Origin of the sequence: Bradyrhizobium sp. 613_E4_N2_2 (assembly GCF_052075995.1) — a bacterium.
GTDB lineage: Bacteria > Pseudomonadota > Alphaproteobacteria > Rhizobiales > Xanthobacteraceae > Bradyrhizobium > Bradyrhizobium barranii.
Window position 1 is genome coordinate 1,129,412 of sequence record NZ_CP197234.1, and the last position, 17,975, is coordinate 1,147,386.

12 protein-coding genes and 1 pseudogene are annotated in these 17,975 nt (G+C 65.4%); 10 read left to right on the top strand and 3 right to left on the bottom strand.

Annotated features, from left to right (window positions below; genetic code table 11):
* Positions 1–45: 45 nt before the first annotated feature.
* Complete coding sequence (locus AB7290_RS05315) at positions 46–912, bottom strand: IclR family transcriptional regulator (RefSeq protein ID WP_085403561.1); 867 nt, start codon at positions 910–912, stop codon at positions 46–48.
* Positions 913–1,042: 130 nt separating this feature from the next.
* Between AB7290_RS05315 and AB7290_RS05320 the strand changes: the two genes are divergently transcribed.
* The 9 genes and pseudogenes from AB7290_RS05320 (at position 1,043) to AB7290_RS05360 (ending at position 14,776) form a co-directional block, all read left to right on the top strand.
* Positions 1,043–3,139: a 3-hydroxyacyl-CoA dehydrogenase NAD-binding domain-containing protein gene (locus tag AB7290_RS05320; protein WP_063980943.1), complete on the top strand. Its 2,097-nt coding sequence runs from the start codon at positions 1,043–1,045 to the stop codon at positions 3,137–3,139.
* Positions 3,140–3,298: 159 nt separating this feature from the next.
* Positions 3,299–4,981 (top strand): dicarboxylate--CoA ligase PimA, encoded by a 1,683-nt coding sequence (gene pimA / locus AB7290_RS05325; protein WP_441253361.1) that lies wholly within the window; start codon positions 3,299–3,301, stop codon positions 4,979–4,981.
* Complete coding sequence (locus tag AB7290_RS05330) at positions 4,978–6,165, top strand: acetyl-CoA C-acyltransferase (protein ID WP_085403563.1); 1,188 nt, start codon at positions 4,978–4,980, stop codon at positions 6,163–6,165. The genes pimA and AB7290_RS05330 overlap by 4 nt, the downstream gene beginning before the upstream one ends.
* Positions 6,166–6,217: 52 nt before the next feature.
* A complete protein-coding gene (gene pimC / locus AB7290_RS05335; protein ID WP_085403564.1) occupies positions 6,218–7,408 on the top strand; it encodes a pimeloyl-CoA dehydrogenase large subunit in 1,191 nt (396 codons plus the stop codon).
* A gap of 163 nt (positions 7,409–7,571) precedes the next feature.
* Complete coding sequence (gene pimD / locus AB7290_RS05340; protein ID WP_085403565.1) at positions 7,572–8,714, top strand: pimeloyl-CoA dehydrogenase small subunit; 1,143 nt, start codon at positions 7,572–7,574, stop codon at positions 8,712–8,714.
* A 155-nt stretch (positions 8,715–8,869) separates the two neighbouring features.
* Positions 8,870–9,648 (top strand): annotated as a pseudogene (locus tag AB7290_RS05345) (SDR family NAD(P)-dependent oxidoreductase).
* Between the two features lie 264 nt (positions 9,649–9,912).
* Positions 9,913–11,418 carry a glycerol kinase GlpK gene (gene glpK / locus AB7290_RS05350; RefSeq protein ID WP_085403566.1) on the top strand — a complete coding sequence of 502 codons (1,506 nt, stop codon included), beginning with the start codon at positions 9,913–9,915 and terminating at the stop codon, positions 11,416–11,418.
* Positions 11,419–11,540: 122 nt separating this feature from the next.
* Complete coding sequence (locus AB7290_RS05355; RefSeq protein ID WP_135214683.1) at positions 11,541–13,988, top strand: penicillin acylase family protein; 2,448 nt, start codon at positions 11,541–11,543, stop codon at positions 13,986–13,988.
* A 194-nt stretch (positions 13,989–14,182) separates the two neighbouring features.
* Positions 14,183–14,776 (top strand): GNAT family N-acetyltransferase, encoded by a 594-nt coding sequence (locus AB7290_RS05360; RefSeq protein WP_085403568.1) that lies wholly within the window; start codon positions 14,183–14,185, stop codon positions 14,774–14,776.
* Between the two features lie 17 nt (positions 14,777–14,793).
* Here the strand turns inward: AB7290_RS05360 and AB7290_RS05365 are convergent, their stop codons facing one another.
* Positions 14,794–15,948: a BBP7 family outer membrane beta-barrel protein gene (locus AB7290_RS05365; RefSeq protein ID WP_161495885.1), complete on the bottom strand. Its 1,155-nt coding sequence runs from the start codon at positions 15,946–15,948 to the stop codon at positions 14,794–14,796.
* 195 nt (positions 15,949–16,143) lie between these two features.
* Between AB7290_RS05365 and AB7290_RS05370 the strand changes: the two genes are divergently transcribed.
* The gene (locus AB7290_RS05370) at positions 16,144–16,773 is read left to right on the top strand and encodes a glutathione S-transferase family protein (protein WP_085403570.1); all 630 of its coding nucleotides are present in this window, start codon (positions 16,144–16,146) and stop codon (positions 16,771–16,773) included.
* Between the two features lie 12 nt (positions 16,774–16,785).
* On the opposite strand, the gene AB7290_RS05375 is transcribed toward AB7290_RS05370, so the two are convergent.
* On the bottom strand, positions 16,786–17,574 hold the full coding sequence (locus AB7290_RS05375; protein WP_071916715.1) for a hypothetical protein: 789 nt from the start codon (positions 17,572–17,574) through the stop codon (positions 16,786–16,788).
* Between the last annotated feature and the right edge of the window lie 401 nt (positions 17,575–17,975).

Genomic DNA, 17,975 nt, shown 5'->3' on the forward strand with positions numbered 1-17,975 from the left:
AGTGGGCGAAGGGGCGATGCGAACCGCTCCCGGTGATGACAAAGGCTATCTGAACCCCTCGGCCACACGCGCAACTTTTCCTCCTGATTTCAGCTTTTTGCTGACTTCTTTTTTGGATTGCGGCATCAGTCCCCCGAGTGCCGCTTCAATGTTCCTTACCATCGCCAGCAGACGCGGTCCAATGTCGTTGATCAAACGCTCTTCCGTGAAGCGGAATGCGGGCGCGCCGCAATTGAATGCGTAAGGTCCGGTTCCGTCGTTGAGCTTGAGCGCGACGCCGGCGGCGCCGATGTCGTCGTGCCAGTCGCCGACGGACATCGCGAAACCGTATTTCGCAACGGTCTCGCCTGAACGTTCCAGTCCGTCGCGCATCTTCGGCCAGCGGCTGCCGTAATGTTCGCGCAGGATGCGGGACACCTCGGCGCGACCTTCTTCGTCGAGCGCCCAGAAATAGGCACGGCCCATCGCGCTGGTTGCAATCGGCACGCGGGAGCCGACGTCAAGTTGAACGCCGACCGTCTCGCTGCCGCGACTTTGCCCGAAATAGATCATGCTGTGACGGTCGCGGCCGCCGATTGCGACGGCGCCGCCGGTCGCGCGCATCAATTCCTCGCGAAATGGCTCGGACAAATGCCGAACGCCGAGATTGGATAACGCCGCATAACCGAGCGCCATCGCGGCGGGCGCGAGCTGATACTTCTCGAAACGGGGAACCGGTGTCAGATAACCGAGCTTCGTCAACGTGTAGGTCAGGCGCGAAACGGTCGGCTTGGGCAGGTTCGTCCGCGCGGCGATCTCCTGGTTGCCGAGAAGTCCGTCGCTGGGTTGGAATGCGCGCAATACATCTAGTCCGCGGGAAAGCGCGACGACGAAATTCCGATCGATCGCAGTCTTCTTGCCTGTACGCTTCATCCCTGATCTGCTTCTTGCGCGGAGTCGTTGACAACGTCCGTGCTTCAAAATAACCCTGCCGTCAAGATGCGGAATTAAATTCCGCACCGCGAAATCGAACAAAAGTAAATCCCCACCAAGGAGGGAAGCCGTGAGCGAAGTGGTCAAGCTTGAGCGTCATGACGAAGTCGGGATCGTCACGGTCAACAGTCCTCCGGTCAATGCGCTGAGTGCCGCAGTGCGCGGCGGCATTCTCGAATGCATCAAGGCCGCGATCGCCGATCCCGCGATCAAGGGCATCGTCCTGACCTGCGCCGGCCGCACCTTTATCGCCGGCGCCGACATCACCGAATTCGGCAAGCCGCCGAAGCCGCCCGCCCTCAACGACGTCCTGGCCGAGATCGAGAACTCGCCCAAGCCGGTCGTCGCCGCGATCCACGGCACCGCGCTCGGCGGCGGCCTCGAGGTCGCGCTGGCCTGTCATTTCCGCGTGGCCGTGAAGGAAGCCAAGCTCGGCCTGCCCGAGGTGAAGCTCGGCCTGCTGCCGGGCGCCGGCGGCACCCAGCGTCTGCCGCGCGCGGTCGGGCCGGAACTCGCGGTCAAGATGATCGTCGGCGGTGATCCGATCGGTGCTGCCGAAGCGCTCAAGAATGGCCTGATCGAGGAGATCGTCGAAGGTCCGGCCTCCGGCGGCGAAGCCTTCGTGCGCAAGCTGCTCGCCGAGAAGCGTCCGCTGCGGCGCCTGCGCGACGACGATTCCAAGCTCGCCGCGGCCAAGGCCGACCGCTCGATCTTCACCAATGCGGTCGCCGCCATGACCAAGAAGTCGCGCGGCCTGGAAGCGCCGTTCGCCGCCGCCGACGCCGTCGGCTACGCCATCGACCTGCCGTTCGACGAGGGGCTGAAGAAGGAGCGCGAGGGCTTCCTCAAGCTCGTCTCCAGCGACCAGTCCAAGGCGCAGCGTTATGCCTTCTTCGCCGAGCGCGAGGCCAGCAAGATCGCCGGCGTCCCTGAAGGCACCAAGTCGCGGCCCGTGAACCGCGTCGCCATCCTCGGTGCCGGCACCATGGGCGGCGGCATCGCGATGTCCTTTGCCAATGCCGGCGTGCCAGTCACCCTGATCGAGACCGGCGAGGAGCAGCTCAAGCGCGGCATGGGCATCATGCAGAAGAACTGGGAAGCGACCGCCGCGCGCGGCGGCATCCCGGCCGACGCGCCCGCCAAGCGCATGGCGCTGATCAACGGCGTTGTCGGCATCGAGAACGTCGGCGATGCTGACCTGGTGATCGAGGCCGTGTTCGAGACCATGGCGGTGAAGAAGGAAGTGTTCGGCAAGCTCGACCAATACGTCAAGCCCGGTGCCGTACTCGCCTCCAACACCTCCTACCTCAACATCGACGAGATCGCGAAGTCGACCAAGCGGCCGCAGGACGTTCTCGGCATGCACTTCTTCTCGCCCGCCAACGTCATGAAGCTGTGCGAGATCGTGCGCGCCGACAAGACCGCGCCGGATGCGCTGGTCACCGCCGTGACCATCGCGCGCAAGATCGCGAAGGTGCCGGCCGTGGTCGGCGTCTGCGACGGCTTCGTCGGCAACCGCATGCTGGCGCAGCGTGGCAAGCAATCGGAGAAGCTGCTGTTCGAAGGTGCCTTGCCGCAGCAGGTCGATGCCGTGGTTACCAAATTCGGCATGCCGATGGGGCCGTTCGCGATGGGCGACCTCGCCGGCCTCGACATCGGCTGGCGCTCGCGCAAGGACCGCGGCATCAAGTCGGAGATCGCGGACGCACTCTGCGAAGCCGGCCGCTTCGGCCAGAAGACCGGCAAGGGCTACTACAAGTATGAAGCAGGAAGTCGCTCCGCGCTGCCCGATCCGGAGGTCGAAAAGCTGATCGACGAGACGCTGCTCCGTCTCGGCCGCAAGAAGCGCGTCGTCAGCGACGAGGAGATCCTCGAGCGTATGATGTACCCGATGATCAACGAGGGCGCGAAGATCCTCGAAGAGGGCATCGCGGCGCGTCCTTCCGACATCGACGTGGTCTGGCTCTACGGCTACGGTTGGCCGATCTACCGCGGCGGCCCGATGTTCTGGGCCGACACCGTCGGCCTCAAGCACATCGCTGATCGTCTCTCCTTCTACGCCAAGGAGACCAACGACCCGAGCCTCGAGCCCGCGCCCTTGCTGAAGAAGCTCGCGGCCGAAGGCAAGACGTTCGCGTCGCTGGCCGCGGCGTCGAAGGCGGCGTGATGGCCGCTTCATCTCAACCCTCGTCATTCCGGGATGCGCCGCAAGGCGCAGGCCCGGAATCCATAACCCCAGCTGGTGGTTATGGATTCCGGGCTCGCGACTTTGTCGCGCCCCGGAATGACGGTCTCTGTTAGTTGCTCGCTCAACCAATCAAGAATAATGACCCATCCCGGCGAACAGTTTTATCCCGAGGGCGTGCGTTGGGACGACACCATCGTCCAGGGCTCGCTGCCTGACCTCTTGTCGAACGCCGCCGCCGACTTCGGCCCGCGGACCGCGCTGGAATTCCGCGATCGTCCGATCAGCTATACCGAGCTCGCCGCCATGGCCGAGTGCGCGGCAGCGGCGTTCCTGCGTGCCGGCTGCGGCAAGAACAGCTCCGTGGCGCTGTTCCTCGGCAATACGCCGGACCATCCGGTCAATTTCTTCGGCGCGCTCAAGGCCGGTGCCCGCGTCGCGCATCTCTCCCCGCTCGACGGCGAGATCGCTCTGACGCACAAGGTCTCGGATTCCGGCTCGCGCCTGCTCGTCACCTCCAACCTCGCGGCGCTGCTGCCGACCGCGCTGAAGTTCTTGGAGAAGGGCCTGATCGATCGCCTCGTCGTCTGCGAGGACGACGATTGGGGCAAGGTCGGCACGCCGCAGGCGCCGATCCCCGATGATCCCCGCGTCGTCACCTTCAAGAGCTTCGTCGAGGGCGCGACCGCGCCGGCTGAGTGGCCGTCCGTAACGGCCGACGACGTCGCGCTGCTGCAATATACCGGCGGCACCACCGGCCTGCCCAAGGGCGCGATGCTCACCCACGGCAATCTCACCTCCGCGGTGTCGATCTACGATGTCTGGGGCAAGCCGTCGCGTGCGGCGCGCGGCGACGTCGTCGAGCGCGTGATCTGCGTGCTGCCGCTGTTCCACATCTATGCGCTCACCGTCGTGCTGCTGTCCTCGCTCAGCCGTGGCAATCTGATCTCGCTCCACCAGCGCTTCGATGTCGAGGCGGTGATGCGCGACATCGAAATCAAGCGCGCGACGTACTTCCCGGGCGTGCCGACGATGTGGATCGCGATCGCGGCACTGCCCGATCTCGATAAGCGCGACTTCTCCTCGCTCGCCGTCATCGGCTCCGGCGGCGCGCCGCTGCCGGTGGAGATCGCGAACTTCTTCGAGCGCAAGGTCGGCAAGAAGCTGCGCAGCGGCTGGGGCATGACCGAGACCTGCTCGCCCGGCACCGGCCACCCGCCGACGGGACCGGACAAGCCGGGGTCGATCGGCCTGATGCTGCCCGGCATCGAGATGGACGTGGTCTCGCTGGATGATCCGACAAAAGTTCTGCCGCCGGGCGAAGTCGGCGAGATCCGCATCAAGGGCCCGAACGTCACCAAGGGCTACTGGAACAAGGCGAAGGAGTCCGCGGAGTCGTTTTCAGACGGCCGCTTCCTCACCGGCGACATCGGCTATGTCGACACCGACGGCTACTTCTTCCTGGTGGACCGCAAGAAGGACATGATCATCTCCGGCGGCTTCAACGTCTATCCGCAGATGATCGAGCAGGCGATCTACACCATTCCAGGCGTGCACGAGGTGATCGTGCTCGGCATTCCCGACCAGTATCGCGGCGAGGCCGCCAAGGCTTTCATCAAGCTCAAGCCGGACGCCAAGCCGTTTTCGCTCGACGAGCTGCGCGCGCAACTCGCCGGCAAGGTCGGCAAGCACGAACTGCCGGCAGCGGTCGAGTTCGTCGACGATCTGCCGCGCACGCCGGTCGGAAAATTGTCGCGCCACGAATTGCGCCAGCAGCAGAAACCATCACAATCCACCCAACACCCATCAGGAGGTCGCTCTTGACCGACGCCGTCATCGTTTCCACCGCCCGCACCCCGATCGGCAAGGCCTATCGCGGCATGCTCAACGCCACCGAGGGCGCAACGCTGCTCGGCCACGCCATCGGCGAGGCCGTCGCCCGCGCCAAGGTCGATCTAAAGGAGGTCGAGGACGTCGTGATGGGCGCGGCGCTGCAGCAGGGCGCGACCGGCGGCAACATCGCGCGCAAGGCGCTGCTCCGCGCAGGTCTCCCCGTGACCGTCGCCGGCACCACCATCGACCGGCAATGCGCCTCGGGCCTCCAGGCGATCGCGCTCGCCGCGCGCTCGGTGATCTTCGACGGCGTCGAGATCGCTGTCGGCGGTGGCGGCGAGTCGATCAGCCTCGTGCAGAACGACAAGATGAACGGCTTCCATGCCCAGGACCCGGCGCTGCTCAAGATCAAGGGCGAGGTCTACATGCCCATGATCGACACCGCCGAAGTCGTCGCCAAGCGCTACGGCATCTCGCGCGAGAAGCAGGATGAATATTCGCTGGAGAGCCAGCGCCGCACCGCCGCGGCCCAGCAGGGCGGCAAGTTCAAGGACGAGCTCGCGCCGATCACGACGCAGATGGCGGTCACCGACAAGGCGACCGGCGCCGTCTCGTTCAAGGAGGTGACCTTGTCGCAGGACGAAGGCCCGCGCCCCGAGACCACGGCTGAAGGCCTTGCCGGCCTCAAGCCGGTGCGCGGCGAAGGCTTTTCGATCACCGCCGGCAATGCCAGCCAGCTCTCCGACGGCGCCAGCGCCTCCGTCATCATGAGCGACAAGGAAGCCTCAAAGCGCGGCCTCAAGCCGCTCGGCATCTTCCGCGGCTTCGTCTCCGCCGGCTGCGAGCCGGACGAGATGGGCATCGGCCCGGTCTTCGCCGTGCCGCGCCTGCTCAAGCGCCACGGCCTCACCGTCGACGACATCGGCCTCTGGGAGCTGAACGAAGCCTTCGCGGTGCAGGTGCTGTATTGCCGCGACAAGCTCGGCATCGACCCCGAGAAGATCAACGTCGACGGCGGCGCGATCTCGGTCGGCCATCCCTACGGCATGTCGGGCGCGCGCCTGACCGGTCACGCCCTGATCGAGGGCCGCCGCCGCAAGGCGAAGTATGCGGTCGTCACCATGTGCGTCGGCGGCGGCATGGGCGCGGCCGGGCTGTTCGAGGTGTTGCAGTAATTTCACCGTCGTCCTGACGACGACGAAACAAAGAAGCTCACAGGAGGATCCGATGGATCTCGCATTCACTAGGGAAGAGCAGGCGTTTCGCGAGGAAGTGCGATCATTCTTCCGCGACAACGTACCGCCGGATACGCGGCGCAAGCTGGTCGAGGGCCGCCACCTCTCGAAGGACGAGATGGTGACGTGGTGGCGCATCCTCAACAAGAAGGGCTGGGGCGTCAGCCACTGGCCGAAGCAGTATGGTGGCACCGGCTGGACCTCCGTGCAGCACTACATCTTCAACGAGGAGCTGCAGTCCTATCCGGCGCCGCAGCCGCTCGCCTTCGGCGTCAGCATGGTCGGCCCCGTGATCTACACCTTCGGCAACGAAGAGCAGAAGAAGCAGTATCTGCCGCGCATCGCCAATGTCGACGACTGGTGGTGCCAAGGCTTCTCCGAGCCCGGCTCCGGCTCCGACCTTGCCTCGCTCAAGACCAAGGCCGAGCGCAAGGGCGACAAGTGGATCATCAACGGCCAGAAGACCTGGACCACGCTCGCCCAGCACGCCGACATGATATTCTGCCTCTGCCGCACCGACCCCTCCGCCAAGAAGCAGATGGGCATCTCCTTCATCGTCTTCAGCATGAAGTCGAAGGGCGTCACCGTGCGTCCGATCCAGACCATCGACGGCGGCGTCGAGGTCAACGAGGTGTTCTTCGACGACGTCGAGGTGCCCATCGAGAACCTGATCGGCGAAGAGAACAAGGGCTGGGATTACGCCAAATTCCTGCTCGGCAATGAGCGTACCGGCATCGCCCGGGTCGGCGTGTCCAAGGAGCGGCTGCGCCGCATCCGCGACTTGGCCTCCAAGGTCGAATCCGGCGGCAAGCCGATCATCCAGGACGCCGCCTTCCGCGAGAAGCTGGCGGCCTGCGAGATCGAGCTGAAGGCGCTCGAGCTGACGCAACTGCGCGTCGTCGCCGACGAGGGCAAGCACGGCAAGGGCAAGCCCAATCCGGCGTCCTCGGTGCTGAAGATCAAGGGCTCCGAGATCCAGCAGACCACCACCGAGCTCTTGATGGAAGTGATCGGTCCGTTCGCAGCACCCTACGACGTGCACGGCGACGACGGCTCGAACGAAGCCATGGAGTGGACCGCCCAGATCGCGCCGAGCTACTTCAACAACCGCAAGGTCTCGATCTACGGCGGCTCCAACGAGATCCAGCGCAACATCATCGCCAAGGCGGTGCTGGGGCTGTGAGTCAACAATGACGGTGTCGTCCCCCGCGAAGGCGGGGGACCCAGTACGCCGCGGCGGTCGCGAGTACGGCAGGCGGCTGCGTTTACTGGATCCCCGCCTTCGCGGGGATGACGTCTGAGGGTAAGGCGACGGCAGGGCAATTCCCGCCGATTTGGAGAGAAACATGGATTTTGATCTGAACGAGGAGCAGCGGCTTCTCAAGGACAGCATCGACGGCCTGCTGACCGATTCCTACGATTTCGAGAGCCGCAAGAAGTACATGAAGGAGAAGGGCGGCTGGAGCCAGGCCGTCTGGGGCAAGCTCGCCGAGCAGGGCCTGCTTGGCCTGCCCTTCGCGGAGGCCGATGGCGGCTTCGGCGGCGGCGGTGTCGAGACCATGATCGTGATGGAAGCGCTCGGCAAGGCGCTGGTGCTCGAGCCTTATCTGGCCACCGTCGTGATCGGCGGTGGCTTCCTGCGCCACGCCGGCTCCGATGCGCAGAAGGCCGCGCACGTGTCCGGGATCATCGACGGCAGCAAGACGCTGGCGTTCGCCCAGCTCGAGAAGAACTCGCGCTACGATCTCTTCGACGTCTCGACGACGGCGAAGAAGAAGGGCGACGGCTGGGTGATCGACGGCGAGAAGTTCGTCGTTCTGAACGGCGAGAACGCCGAGACCCTGATCGTCACCGCCCGCACCAAGGGCGACCGCCGCGACAAGACCGGCATCGGCGTGTTCCTGGTGCCGGCGGGCGCCAAGGGCGTGACGAAGAAGTCGTACCCGACGCAGGACGGCCTGCATGCCGCCGACATCACCTTCACCGGTGTTGAAGTGGGCGCGGACGCCGCGATCGGCAATCCCGACGACTCGCTCGCGCTGATCGAGCGCGTCGTCGACGAAGCCCGCATCGCGCTCTGCGCCGAGGCCGTCGGCCTGATGGACGAGTCGCTCAAGACCACGGTCGAGTACATCAAGACGCGCAAGCAGTTTGGCGTTGCGATCGGCTCGTTCCAGTCGTTGCAGCACCGCGCCTCCGACATGTTCGTCGCCGCCGAGCAGGCGCGATCGATGTCGATGTTCGCGACCATGGCCGGGGATTTCGAGGACGCCAAGGAGCGTTCCAACGCCATCGCCGCCGCCAAGGTGCAGATCGGCAAGTCGCTGAAGTTCGTGGGACAGCAGGCGATCCAGCTCCACGGCGGCATCGGCATGACCATGGAGGCGAAGATCGGCCACTACTTCAAGCGCCTCACCATGATCGAGAACAGCTTTGGTGATACCGACTACCACCAGCGCCGCGTCGCGGATGGGAGCGGGTTGATCTAGTCACCGTATCGCGAGGCGGTAGCCGCACAGAGATCGTCATGCCCGGGCTTGTCCCGGGCATCCACGTCTTGGCGGCAAGGGAAGAACGTGGATGGCCGGGACAAGCCCGGCCATGACGGCGAGTTTGACGATGCAAAGAAGAGGGAGCCACTAAAATGAAAAACACCCCGTTCGATCTCACCGGCAAGGTCGCATCGCAATCGTCACCGGCTCCAGCCGCGGCATCGGCCGCTCCTCGGCGGAGCTGCTCGCAAAGCTCGGCGCCAAGGTCGTGGTGTCATCACGGAAAGCGGACGCCTGCAAGGAAGTCGCCGACGGCATCATCGCGGCCGGTGGCGATGCCATCGTCATTCCCTGCAACATCGCGCGCAAGGCCGAGGTCGAGGCGCTGATCTCGGGCACGATCAAGCACTACGGCAAGATCGACATCCTCGTCTGCAACGCCGCCGTGAACCCGTATTACGGTCCGCTGCTCGACATCACCGACGAGGCCTTCGACAAGATCATGGGCAGCAACGTCAAGAGCAACATCTGGCTCTCCGCGCTGGCGATCCCGCAAATGGCCGAGCGCGGCAACGGCTCCGTCGTCATCATCTCCTCGATCGGGGGCCTGCGCGGCTCGACCGTGATCGGCGCCTACGGCATCTCCAAGGCCGCCGATTTCGCGCTGTGCCGCTCGCTCGCCGGCGAATGGGGCCCGAAAGGCGTCCGCGTCAACTGCATCGCGCCCGGCCTCGTCAAGACCGATTTCGCCCGCGCGCTGTGGGAAGACGAAGCCAACCTCAAGCGCCGCACTGCCACCACGCCGCTCCGCCGCATCGGCGAGCCCGACGAGATCGCCGGCGCCGTCGCCTACCTCGCCTCCGACGCCTCAAGCTTCATGACCGGCCAGACCATCGTCATCGACGGCGGCGTGACGACGGCGGCGGTGTAGCCTTCTTCCCCTCTCCCCTTGCGGGAGAGGGTGGCTCGCCGCGTAGCGGCGAGACGGGTGAGGGGTTTCTCTCCATGTGCAACCCTCTTACCGCTGAATTCGCTAAAGCATACCCCTCATCCGGCGCTTCGCGCCACCTTCTCCCGCAAGGGGAGAAGGAAGGGGAGCCGCGCGCGTTGATCCAATCTTGACCTTGCCGCCCTAATCCGCTCCCTTTGGCGCGACACAATGACCCCCTCTCAGGGAAACGCCAAGGTAGCTTCCATGTCTTTCGTCCTCGCCATCGACCAGGGCACCACCTCGTCGCGCGCCATCGTTTTTCGCAGTGACATCTCGATTGCCGCCCGCGCGCAGCAGGAGTTTCCGCAGCATTTTCCGGCCTCGGGCTGGGTCGAGCACGAGCCGGAGGACATCTGGACCTCGACCGTGATGGTCTGCCGCGACGCGATCGAGCAGGCCGGCATCGGGCCCAAGGGCATCGCCGCGATCGGCATCACCAATCAGCGCGAGACCACCGTGGTGTGGGACCGCGCCACCGGCCAGGCCGTGCACCGCGCCATCGTCTGGCAGGACCGCCGCACCGCCGACATCTGCGCAAAATTGAAAGCAGAAGGCCGCGAGCCCGTGATCTCGCAAAAGACCGGCCTGATCATCGATCCCTATTTCTCTGGCACCAAGGTCGCCTGGATCCTGGACCACGTCCCCGGCGCACGGGCGCGTGCCGCGCGCGGCGAGCTGATGTTCGGCACCGTCGACTGCTATCTGCTCTGGCGCCTCACCGGCGGCAAGGTGCACGCCACCGACGCCACCAACGCCTCGCGCACGCTGCTGTTCAACATCCACACCGGCCAGTGGGACGACGAGCTCTTGGAGATCATCGGCGTGCCGCGCTCGATGCTGCCCGAGGTGAAGGATTCCTCCGCCCGCTTCGGCGAGAGCACGCCGGACCTGTTCGGCGGCGCGATCGCGATCTCAGGCATCGCGGGTGACCAGCAGGCCGCGACCATCGGCCAAGCCTGCTTCCGCCCGGGCATGATGAAGTCGACCTACGGCACCGGCTGTTTTGCCCTGCTCAACACCGGCACCACGCCGGTCGTCTCCAAGAACAAGCTGCTCACAACCGTCGCCTATCAGCTCGACGGCAAGCGCACCTACGCGCTCGAAGGCTCGATCTTCGTCGCAGGCTCGGCGGTGCAGTGGCTGCGCGACGGCCTCGGCATCATCAAGCACGCCGCCGAGACCGGCCCGCTCGCTGATCAGTCCGATTCCATGCAGAGCGTCTATCTGGTCCCGGCCTTCGTCGGCATGGGGGCGCCCTACTGGAATCCGCGCGTGCGCGGCGCGCTGTTCGGCCTCACCCGCAACACCGGCCCGGCCGAGCTCGCGCACGCCGCGCTGGAGAGCGTGTGTTACCAGACCTTCGACCTCTGGGCCGCGATGCGCGCGGACTGGCCGAGCTCGGAAGTCGCGAGCGTCGTGCTGCGCGTCGACGGCGGCATGACCGCCTCCGACTGGACCATGCAGCGCCTCGCCGATCTCTTGGACGCACCAGTCGATCGCCCCGTGATCCAGGAAACGACCGCGTTGGGCGCGGCCTATCTCGCCGGCCTCCAGGCCGGCGTCTATCCCGAGCCGACGAAGTTCGCCGACAATTGGCGCCTCGAGCATCGCTTCAAGCCGAACATGAGCCAGGCGACGCGGGAGCGGAAGCTCGCGGGCTGGGCGCGCGCGGTGAAGGGCGTGCTCGCGAGCGACGAAGGAGAGGGATAGGCGGATGTCGTAGCCCGGATGGAGCGAAGCGCAATCCGGGGTTTTCTCCGCGAGTAAGATTCCCGGATTACGCTTCGCTCCATCCGGGCTACGGGCTAAAATAACAACAACGGGAGACGACAATGAACACGGATCTCAACCGGGTCATCCAAAAACTCTGCGGCGCGGCCATCTGCGCCGCGCTGCTGACCTCGACAGCCATCGCGCGCGAGAAGGCGAACCCGCTCGGAAGCGCGCGGCAGCTCAAGACCGACGTCGCAGGCCTCGACGCCCCCGCCCAGATCCTGGTCGACGTCTGGGGCATCCCGCACATCTATGCCGGCAACGAGCACGACCTGTTCTTCCTGCAGGGTTTCAACGCCGCGCGCGACCGGCTCTGGCAGATCGATCTCTGGCGCAAGCGCGGGCTCGGCCTGCTCGCAAAGGATTTCGGCTCGGCCTATGCCGAGCAGGACAAGGCGCTGCGGCTGTTCCTCTATCGCGGCGACATGAATGCAGAGTGGGTGGCCTACGGCCCCAAGGCGAAGACCTATGCGGACGCGTTCGTCGCAGGCGTCAATGCCTATGTCGCCGATGTGCGCGCGGGCAAGCGTCCGCTGCCGATCGAGTTCAGGATCGCCGGCACGATGCCTGATCCGTGGACGGCGGACGACGTCGTCCGCATCCGCAGCCACGGCCTGACGCGCAATGTCGCCTCCGAGGTCAAACGCTCGCTGGTCGCCTGCGCGGCCGGCCTCGATGCCGATCGTTTCCGCGTCAAGCTCGAGCCGGCATGGACCACGAAAGTCCCCGATGGTCTCGACCCCTGCAGCGTGCCGAAGGCCGTGCTCGCGGCCTACGATCTCGCGACGCGCCCGGTGGCCTTTGCCGCACCGAAGGACAAGCAGGCCGCACTCGCGCATGATCCCGACAAATACCTCACCGAGGCCGACCAGCAGCGCGACACCATCGGCTCCAACAATTGGGTGATCGCGGCCTCGCGCACGGCGACGGGCCGCCCGATCCTCGCCAACGATCCGCATCGCGAGCACAGCGTGCCCTCGCTGCGCTACATCGTCGGCCTCAATGCGCCCGGCCTCTCGGTGATCGGCGCCGGCGAGCCGGCGCTGCCCGGCATCTCGATCGGCCACAACGGCACCATCGCCTTCGGCCTCACCATCTTCAACGTCGACCAGGAAGACCTCTACGTCTACGAGCTCAATCCGCAAAACCCCAACCAGTACCGCTATGGCAATGGCTGGGAAGACATGCGCGTCGTCCACGAGACCGAGCAGGTCAAAGGCGAGGCCGATCGCGACCTCGAGCTGAAGTTCACCCGGCACGGTCCCGTCATCTTCGTCGACGATGCGAACAAGCGCGCCTTCGCCGTGCGCTCGATCTGGTTCGAGCCCGGCACGTCAGCCTATTTCGGCTCGTCCGACTACATGACCGCGAAGGACTGGAACGGCTTCCTCGCCGCCATGCGGCGCTGGGGCGCGCCGTCGGAGAACCAGGTCTATGCCGACACCCGCGGCAATATCGGCTGGGTCGCCGCCGGCAAGACGCCGCGGCGCGCCAACTTCGACGGCCTGATGCCGGTGCCCGGCGACGGCCGCTATGAGTGGCAGGGCTTTCTCTCGCTCGACGAATTGCCGAAAGCCTATCAGCCCAAGCAGGGCTTTCTCGCCACCGCCAACCAGATGAACCTGCCGGCCGATTACCCGATAGCCGAACGCAAGGTCGGATTCGAATGGTCCGACAGCGCGCGCTGGCAACGCATCACCGAGGTGCTCGCGGCCAACAGCAAGGTGACGCTCGCCGACGCCATGGATTTGCAGAACGACGACACCGCGATGCTGGGGCGACGCCTCGTCAAGCTGTTGCAGCCGCTCACCTCCGACGATCCCAATGTGAAGAAGGGTCTCGAGCTGCTCAAGCCATGGGACGCGCGCGATGCCGCCGACAGCGCGGCGGCGGCCGTGTTCGAGGTCTGGATCGCCAATCATCTTGGGCCGGTGCTGCTGAAAACCACGGCTCCCAAGGCCGCCGATCTGATCGCGCCGGAGGCGTCGAGCATTTCGGCGCTGGTCGCCTATCTGGAATCTCCCGATGCGTCGTTCGGCTCCGATCCCGCTGCCGCGCGCGACCAGATCCTGCGCGACAGCCTCGGCGCCGCAGTGGCCGACGTCACGGGCAAGCTCGGGGCTGATGCCTCGACCTGGCGCTGGGGCCGGCTGCATGTCGCGAAATTCGACCATGCGCTGATGCCGCTCGCCGACAAGGCGACCGCCGCACAGCTCTCGGTCGGCCCGCTCGCCTATGGCGGCGCCGCCAATGTGCCGCGCGCGGCCACCTACCGCCGCGCCGATTACCAGCTGTTCGCCGGCGCATCGTTCCGCATGGTGCTCGACGTCGGTAATTGGGATGCGAGCCGCACCATCAACACGCCCGGCCAATCCGGCGATCCCTTCAGCGCCCATTACCGCGACCTCGCGCCGCTCTGGGCGACGGGCCAATATGTCCCGCTGCTCTACAGCCGCCCGGCCGTCGAAGCCGCGACCGCGGAAGCGATCATCTTGACGCCGCGATGAGCGACTTGTTGGCTGGAGAGTGCGGAAGAGCGCGGCCTGCATGGTTCGAGACGCCCGCTTAGGCGGGCTCCTCACCATGAGGGTCTGATATCTCGCCGCGAAACGCGGCCTCATCCTGAGGGCCCGCCATAGGCGGGCGTCTCGAAGGATGGGGCCGCAAGCGAGCTGTTCGCCATGTCTTTCCGAGAGGCCCCATGATCATCCCCGACGGCTATTCCGACATCCCCGCTGGCAAGATCGCCGCGGTCGTCACCCATCTGGAGATGACCGCGCCTCCCGCGCGCCGCGACGATCCTCCAGGCCGCTGGTCCTTGCGCAAGGTCGACGCGCCCGCGCTTCATTGGTATCGCGACCTCCATCGCCGTGTCGGCGAGGAGTGGCTGTGGTTCTCGCGTGCGCGCCTGAATGACAGGGAGCTTGCCGCGATCGTCCACGCGCCGGGCGTCGAGGTCTATGCCCTGGTCGTGGACGGCCGCGACGAAGGCCTGCTGGAGCTGGATTTTCGCGAGGCCGGTCAGTGCGAGCTGGTCTATTTCGGCGTCACCGCCGGATTGATCGGGACGGGCGCCGCTCGCTTCCTGATGAACCGTGCGCTGGAGACTGCCTGGTCGCGCGAGCTACGCCGCGTCTGGGTGCACACCTGCACCTTTGATCATCCGTCCGCCGTTACGTTCTATCAGCGCTCGGGATTTCGTGCGTTCCGTCGCCAGATCGAGGTGGCCGATGATCCGCGCCTCGATGGAACGGCATCGCCGACGGCGGCGAGGCATGTGCCGATCATTGAGTAATGCCGGGCTACGCGCCCTCAATAATTATACCGCACGCCAAAGCTGAACCCCTGCGCAAGCAGGTTCGTCGTGTTGAGCACCGGCGCGGGCCGGTTCGGCCCGCCGCCGGCCGGCGGTGGCGCGAGGTTCGGATTGACGGTGGTGTCGATCAGCCCGCCGGCGCGCTGTACGCCGGTCCAGTACATCACGTCGTAGCCGGCGATCAGCCGCCAGCCGGGCGCAACCTGATATCCCGCCTTCAACGACAGCTCCGGCACCACGGCGAAGCGGGTTTGGTCGTAATGGCCTATATTGCTCGACAGCGCGAGGAAGCCGCCGGGGGCCGTCGTGGTGACGCCGGCCACGGTCGAGGCGGTCGAGCCCGAAATGTCGGCACTGTTGAGATTGGCGCCGAGCGCCACCTTGCCGCGCCACTCCAGCGACCACGGGCCATTGCGCCAGTCGCCGGTAAGGCCGAGATCGAGGCCGTGGAAATTGCTCGACGCCTTGAAATTGTCGGTGGGGCTGAAGGTGCCGAAGGCAAGAATGGTCGCGGTATTGGAGATCGTCAGCGTGTCGGTCGACCGCAGATAGCGATAGCCAACCAGCGCGCTGACGCGCTGTCCGCTCCACGCGCCGAGATCCCAGCGATAGAGCGCGCCGGCGCCGAGCAGGCGCGAGGTTTCGCTCGCGCTGGCGCTGCCGGTGGCCAGCCCCGGAAATCCCGCGATCAGCGCGTCGGGAAATCCCGTCAGCGCATTGGTGAATGGCCGTGCCAGGATCGGATTGGCATTGGTGTCGGTCGCAAATCCGGTCGAGAGATTCTCCAGCCCGAAGAACGAGGCTTCAATGCCGCGGCTGCGCTGCGGATCGAACCAGTAGCCGGCGGTGATGCGCCCGCCCGAACGCCAGTCGTTGTTCACACTGGAATTGCCGAACAGCACGGTCGTCGTGGGCTGGCCGAGCACGCCGACAACTCCCAGCGGCGTGCCGACCGGGCTCGTGGTCACCAGCGCCGGCAGCTTGTCGCCCGTCACGCTCCAGGCAAGGTAGTCGGCCTCGGCCCAGAACGGATTGAAGTCGGCAGGTTTGGGCGGCGCCTTCATCGGCAGATCGGCTGCTGACGTGACGTCGGGCACGATCGCCGTAAGAGCCAGGCCGACCGCTGCCGCTCTCAATGCCCGCCGATTCATTTGGCTTCCCTCTGGGTCCGCGGAATGAACCATGCGACAATTTGTTCGGCAAGCTGGAGTTGAGGCGGTGCCGAGACGAAAATGTGTAGCTGTTGCCGTTGGGCACCGCTCGCTGGCTGTGTCGTTCGATAATAGCCTTGTGAAGAAGGTGAATGGCCGGCTTCGAGCCCCGGCACTGACTAGTGAGCGAGAACCATGTTCCTGATTGGCCAATACGATTCTCCCTTCGTCCGCCGTGTCGCGATCGCGCTGCGGCTCTACGGCCTCGCCTTTGAGCACCGGCCATGGTCCACCTTCGGCGACGCCGACAAGATCGCGCCGTATAATCCGCTGCGCCGCGTGCCGACCCTGGTGCTCGACGACGGCGAGGCGCTGATCGAGAGCACGATCATTCTCGATTATCTCGATGAGCTCGTCGGGCCGGAGAAGGCGATGCTGCCGCGCGGCGGCGCCGAGCGACGAAAGCATTTGCGCATCTGCGCACTCGCCACCGGTCTCGGCGACAAGGCGGTGAGCCTGCTCTATGAGCGCGTGCTGCGGAAGGAGCAGCTTGCGTTGTGGGTCGAGCGCTGCCAGGCGCAGATCGCCGACGTGCTCGGCGTGCTGGAGGCCGAACGCGCCGGGGTGACGACGCCGTATTGGCTGGCCGGCCGGATCGGCCACGCCGACATTGCGGTTGCCTGCGTCGTGCGCTTCACCCGTGAAGCGCATCCGCTTCTGTTCGAGCCATCGCGCTATCCGGCGCTGTCGGCACATGCCGAACGCTGCGAGGCGCTGGCACCGTTCAAGGAGATCGTGCAGCCGCTGACCCCGCCGAAGGGGTGAAAGCGCGGCGTCCTATCGCCTGTTGCAGGGCTTGATCTCACCCGCCGCGGACTTCAGGACGATCGGATTTGGCGACAGTCTTATGCCAAAGAACAATTGAGAGCCGGACACCTTGTCGTCCGATCCCTGGTGGGCGTCCAGCTCGAGCTTCGCTGCGATCTCGGATGTCAGCTTGGCCCGCTCCTCCATCGAAATCGTGTTGTGATATTTGATCTCGTAGACGACGTCGGCCTCCAGTACGGACCGCGTCTGGCAGACGACTCCGCCGCTCGAAAGGTTCAGGGCGATCGCGTCCTCGCATTCGGCCTTCAGCAATGCATTGCGGGTCGATATCAGCGACTCGTCGGAAATCAGGAGAATGTTGGCGTTCTCGAGCTTGAGGTGAATTGAATCAACCTGCTGCATTCCGGCGACCGCCGACAGCTTGTCCCTGACCTGCGCGGACACGTCGAGATTCTTCTCGAGCGACTGCTTCAGGTCCCGATCCACGGTCGGTGATTTCCGGATCTTGTCGGCCAGCAGCGCGGGGTCGATATCGCAGGTCGGATGCAGCTCCAGCCGGCCATTGCTCAGATATTCGATCGTGTTGATGGTGCCGGGACCGCCGAACGTGCTCGGCGGGACCACCTCGAAATATCCGGTCTCGGAGAGGATGGCCGTGATCGTCTGTTTCTTTCGCGGGAACCCGACCCAGGCTGCAACCATCACCAGGCCGATCGCGACAAAGACGAGGCTACCAAGCCAAAGCCATTTGCGACTTGCTACTTTCGCGGGCAGCACAACTGGTTTCGTTCGCCGCATGGCACGTAGCCTTTCGGACAGTCAGCCGCGGCAATCGTAGGCAGCACGACAAGGGCGATCGCGGCGACGAACAGTGCAATGAACTGGTTCATATGCTCGATCCCAAGCAAACCATCGGTTTGAAGGTAGTAGACCGACAGAGTATCGAATCAAGGTTGAGCGGACAAGTGAACGAGTTCACACCGCCCGGTTCCTGCGCGAAATTGCCGGTGAGCCGAATTCCGGACCGCGGCTCGTCCTGGTGGTGTGTCAGAAAGGAGCAGGCCGCTCTTTGCGTCGCGCACTGCCGGTTGTTGCGAGGCGCAGGCGCCGTCCAGGGAGATCGTGCAGCCGCCGGCGCCGCCGAAGGAGCGAGGTCTCTACCCTCCCCTGGAGGGGGAGGGTCGTTCGCGCGCAGCGCG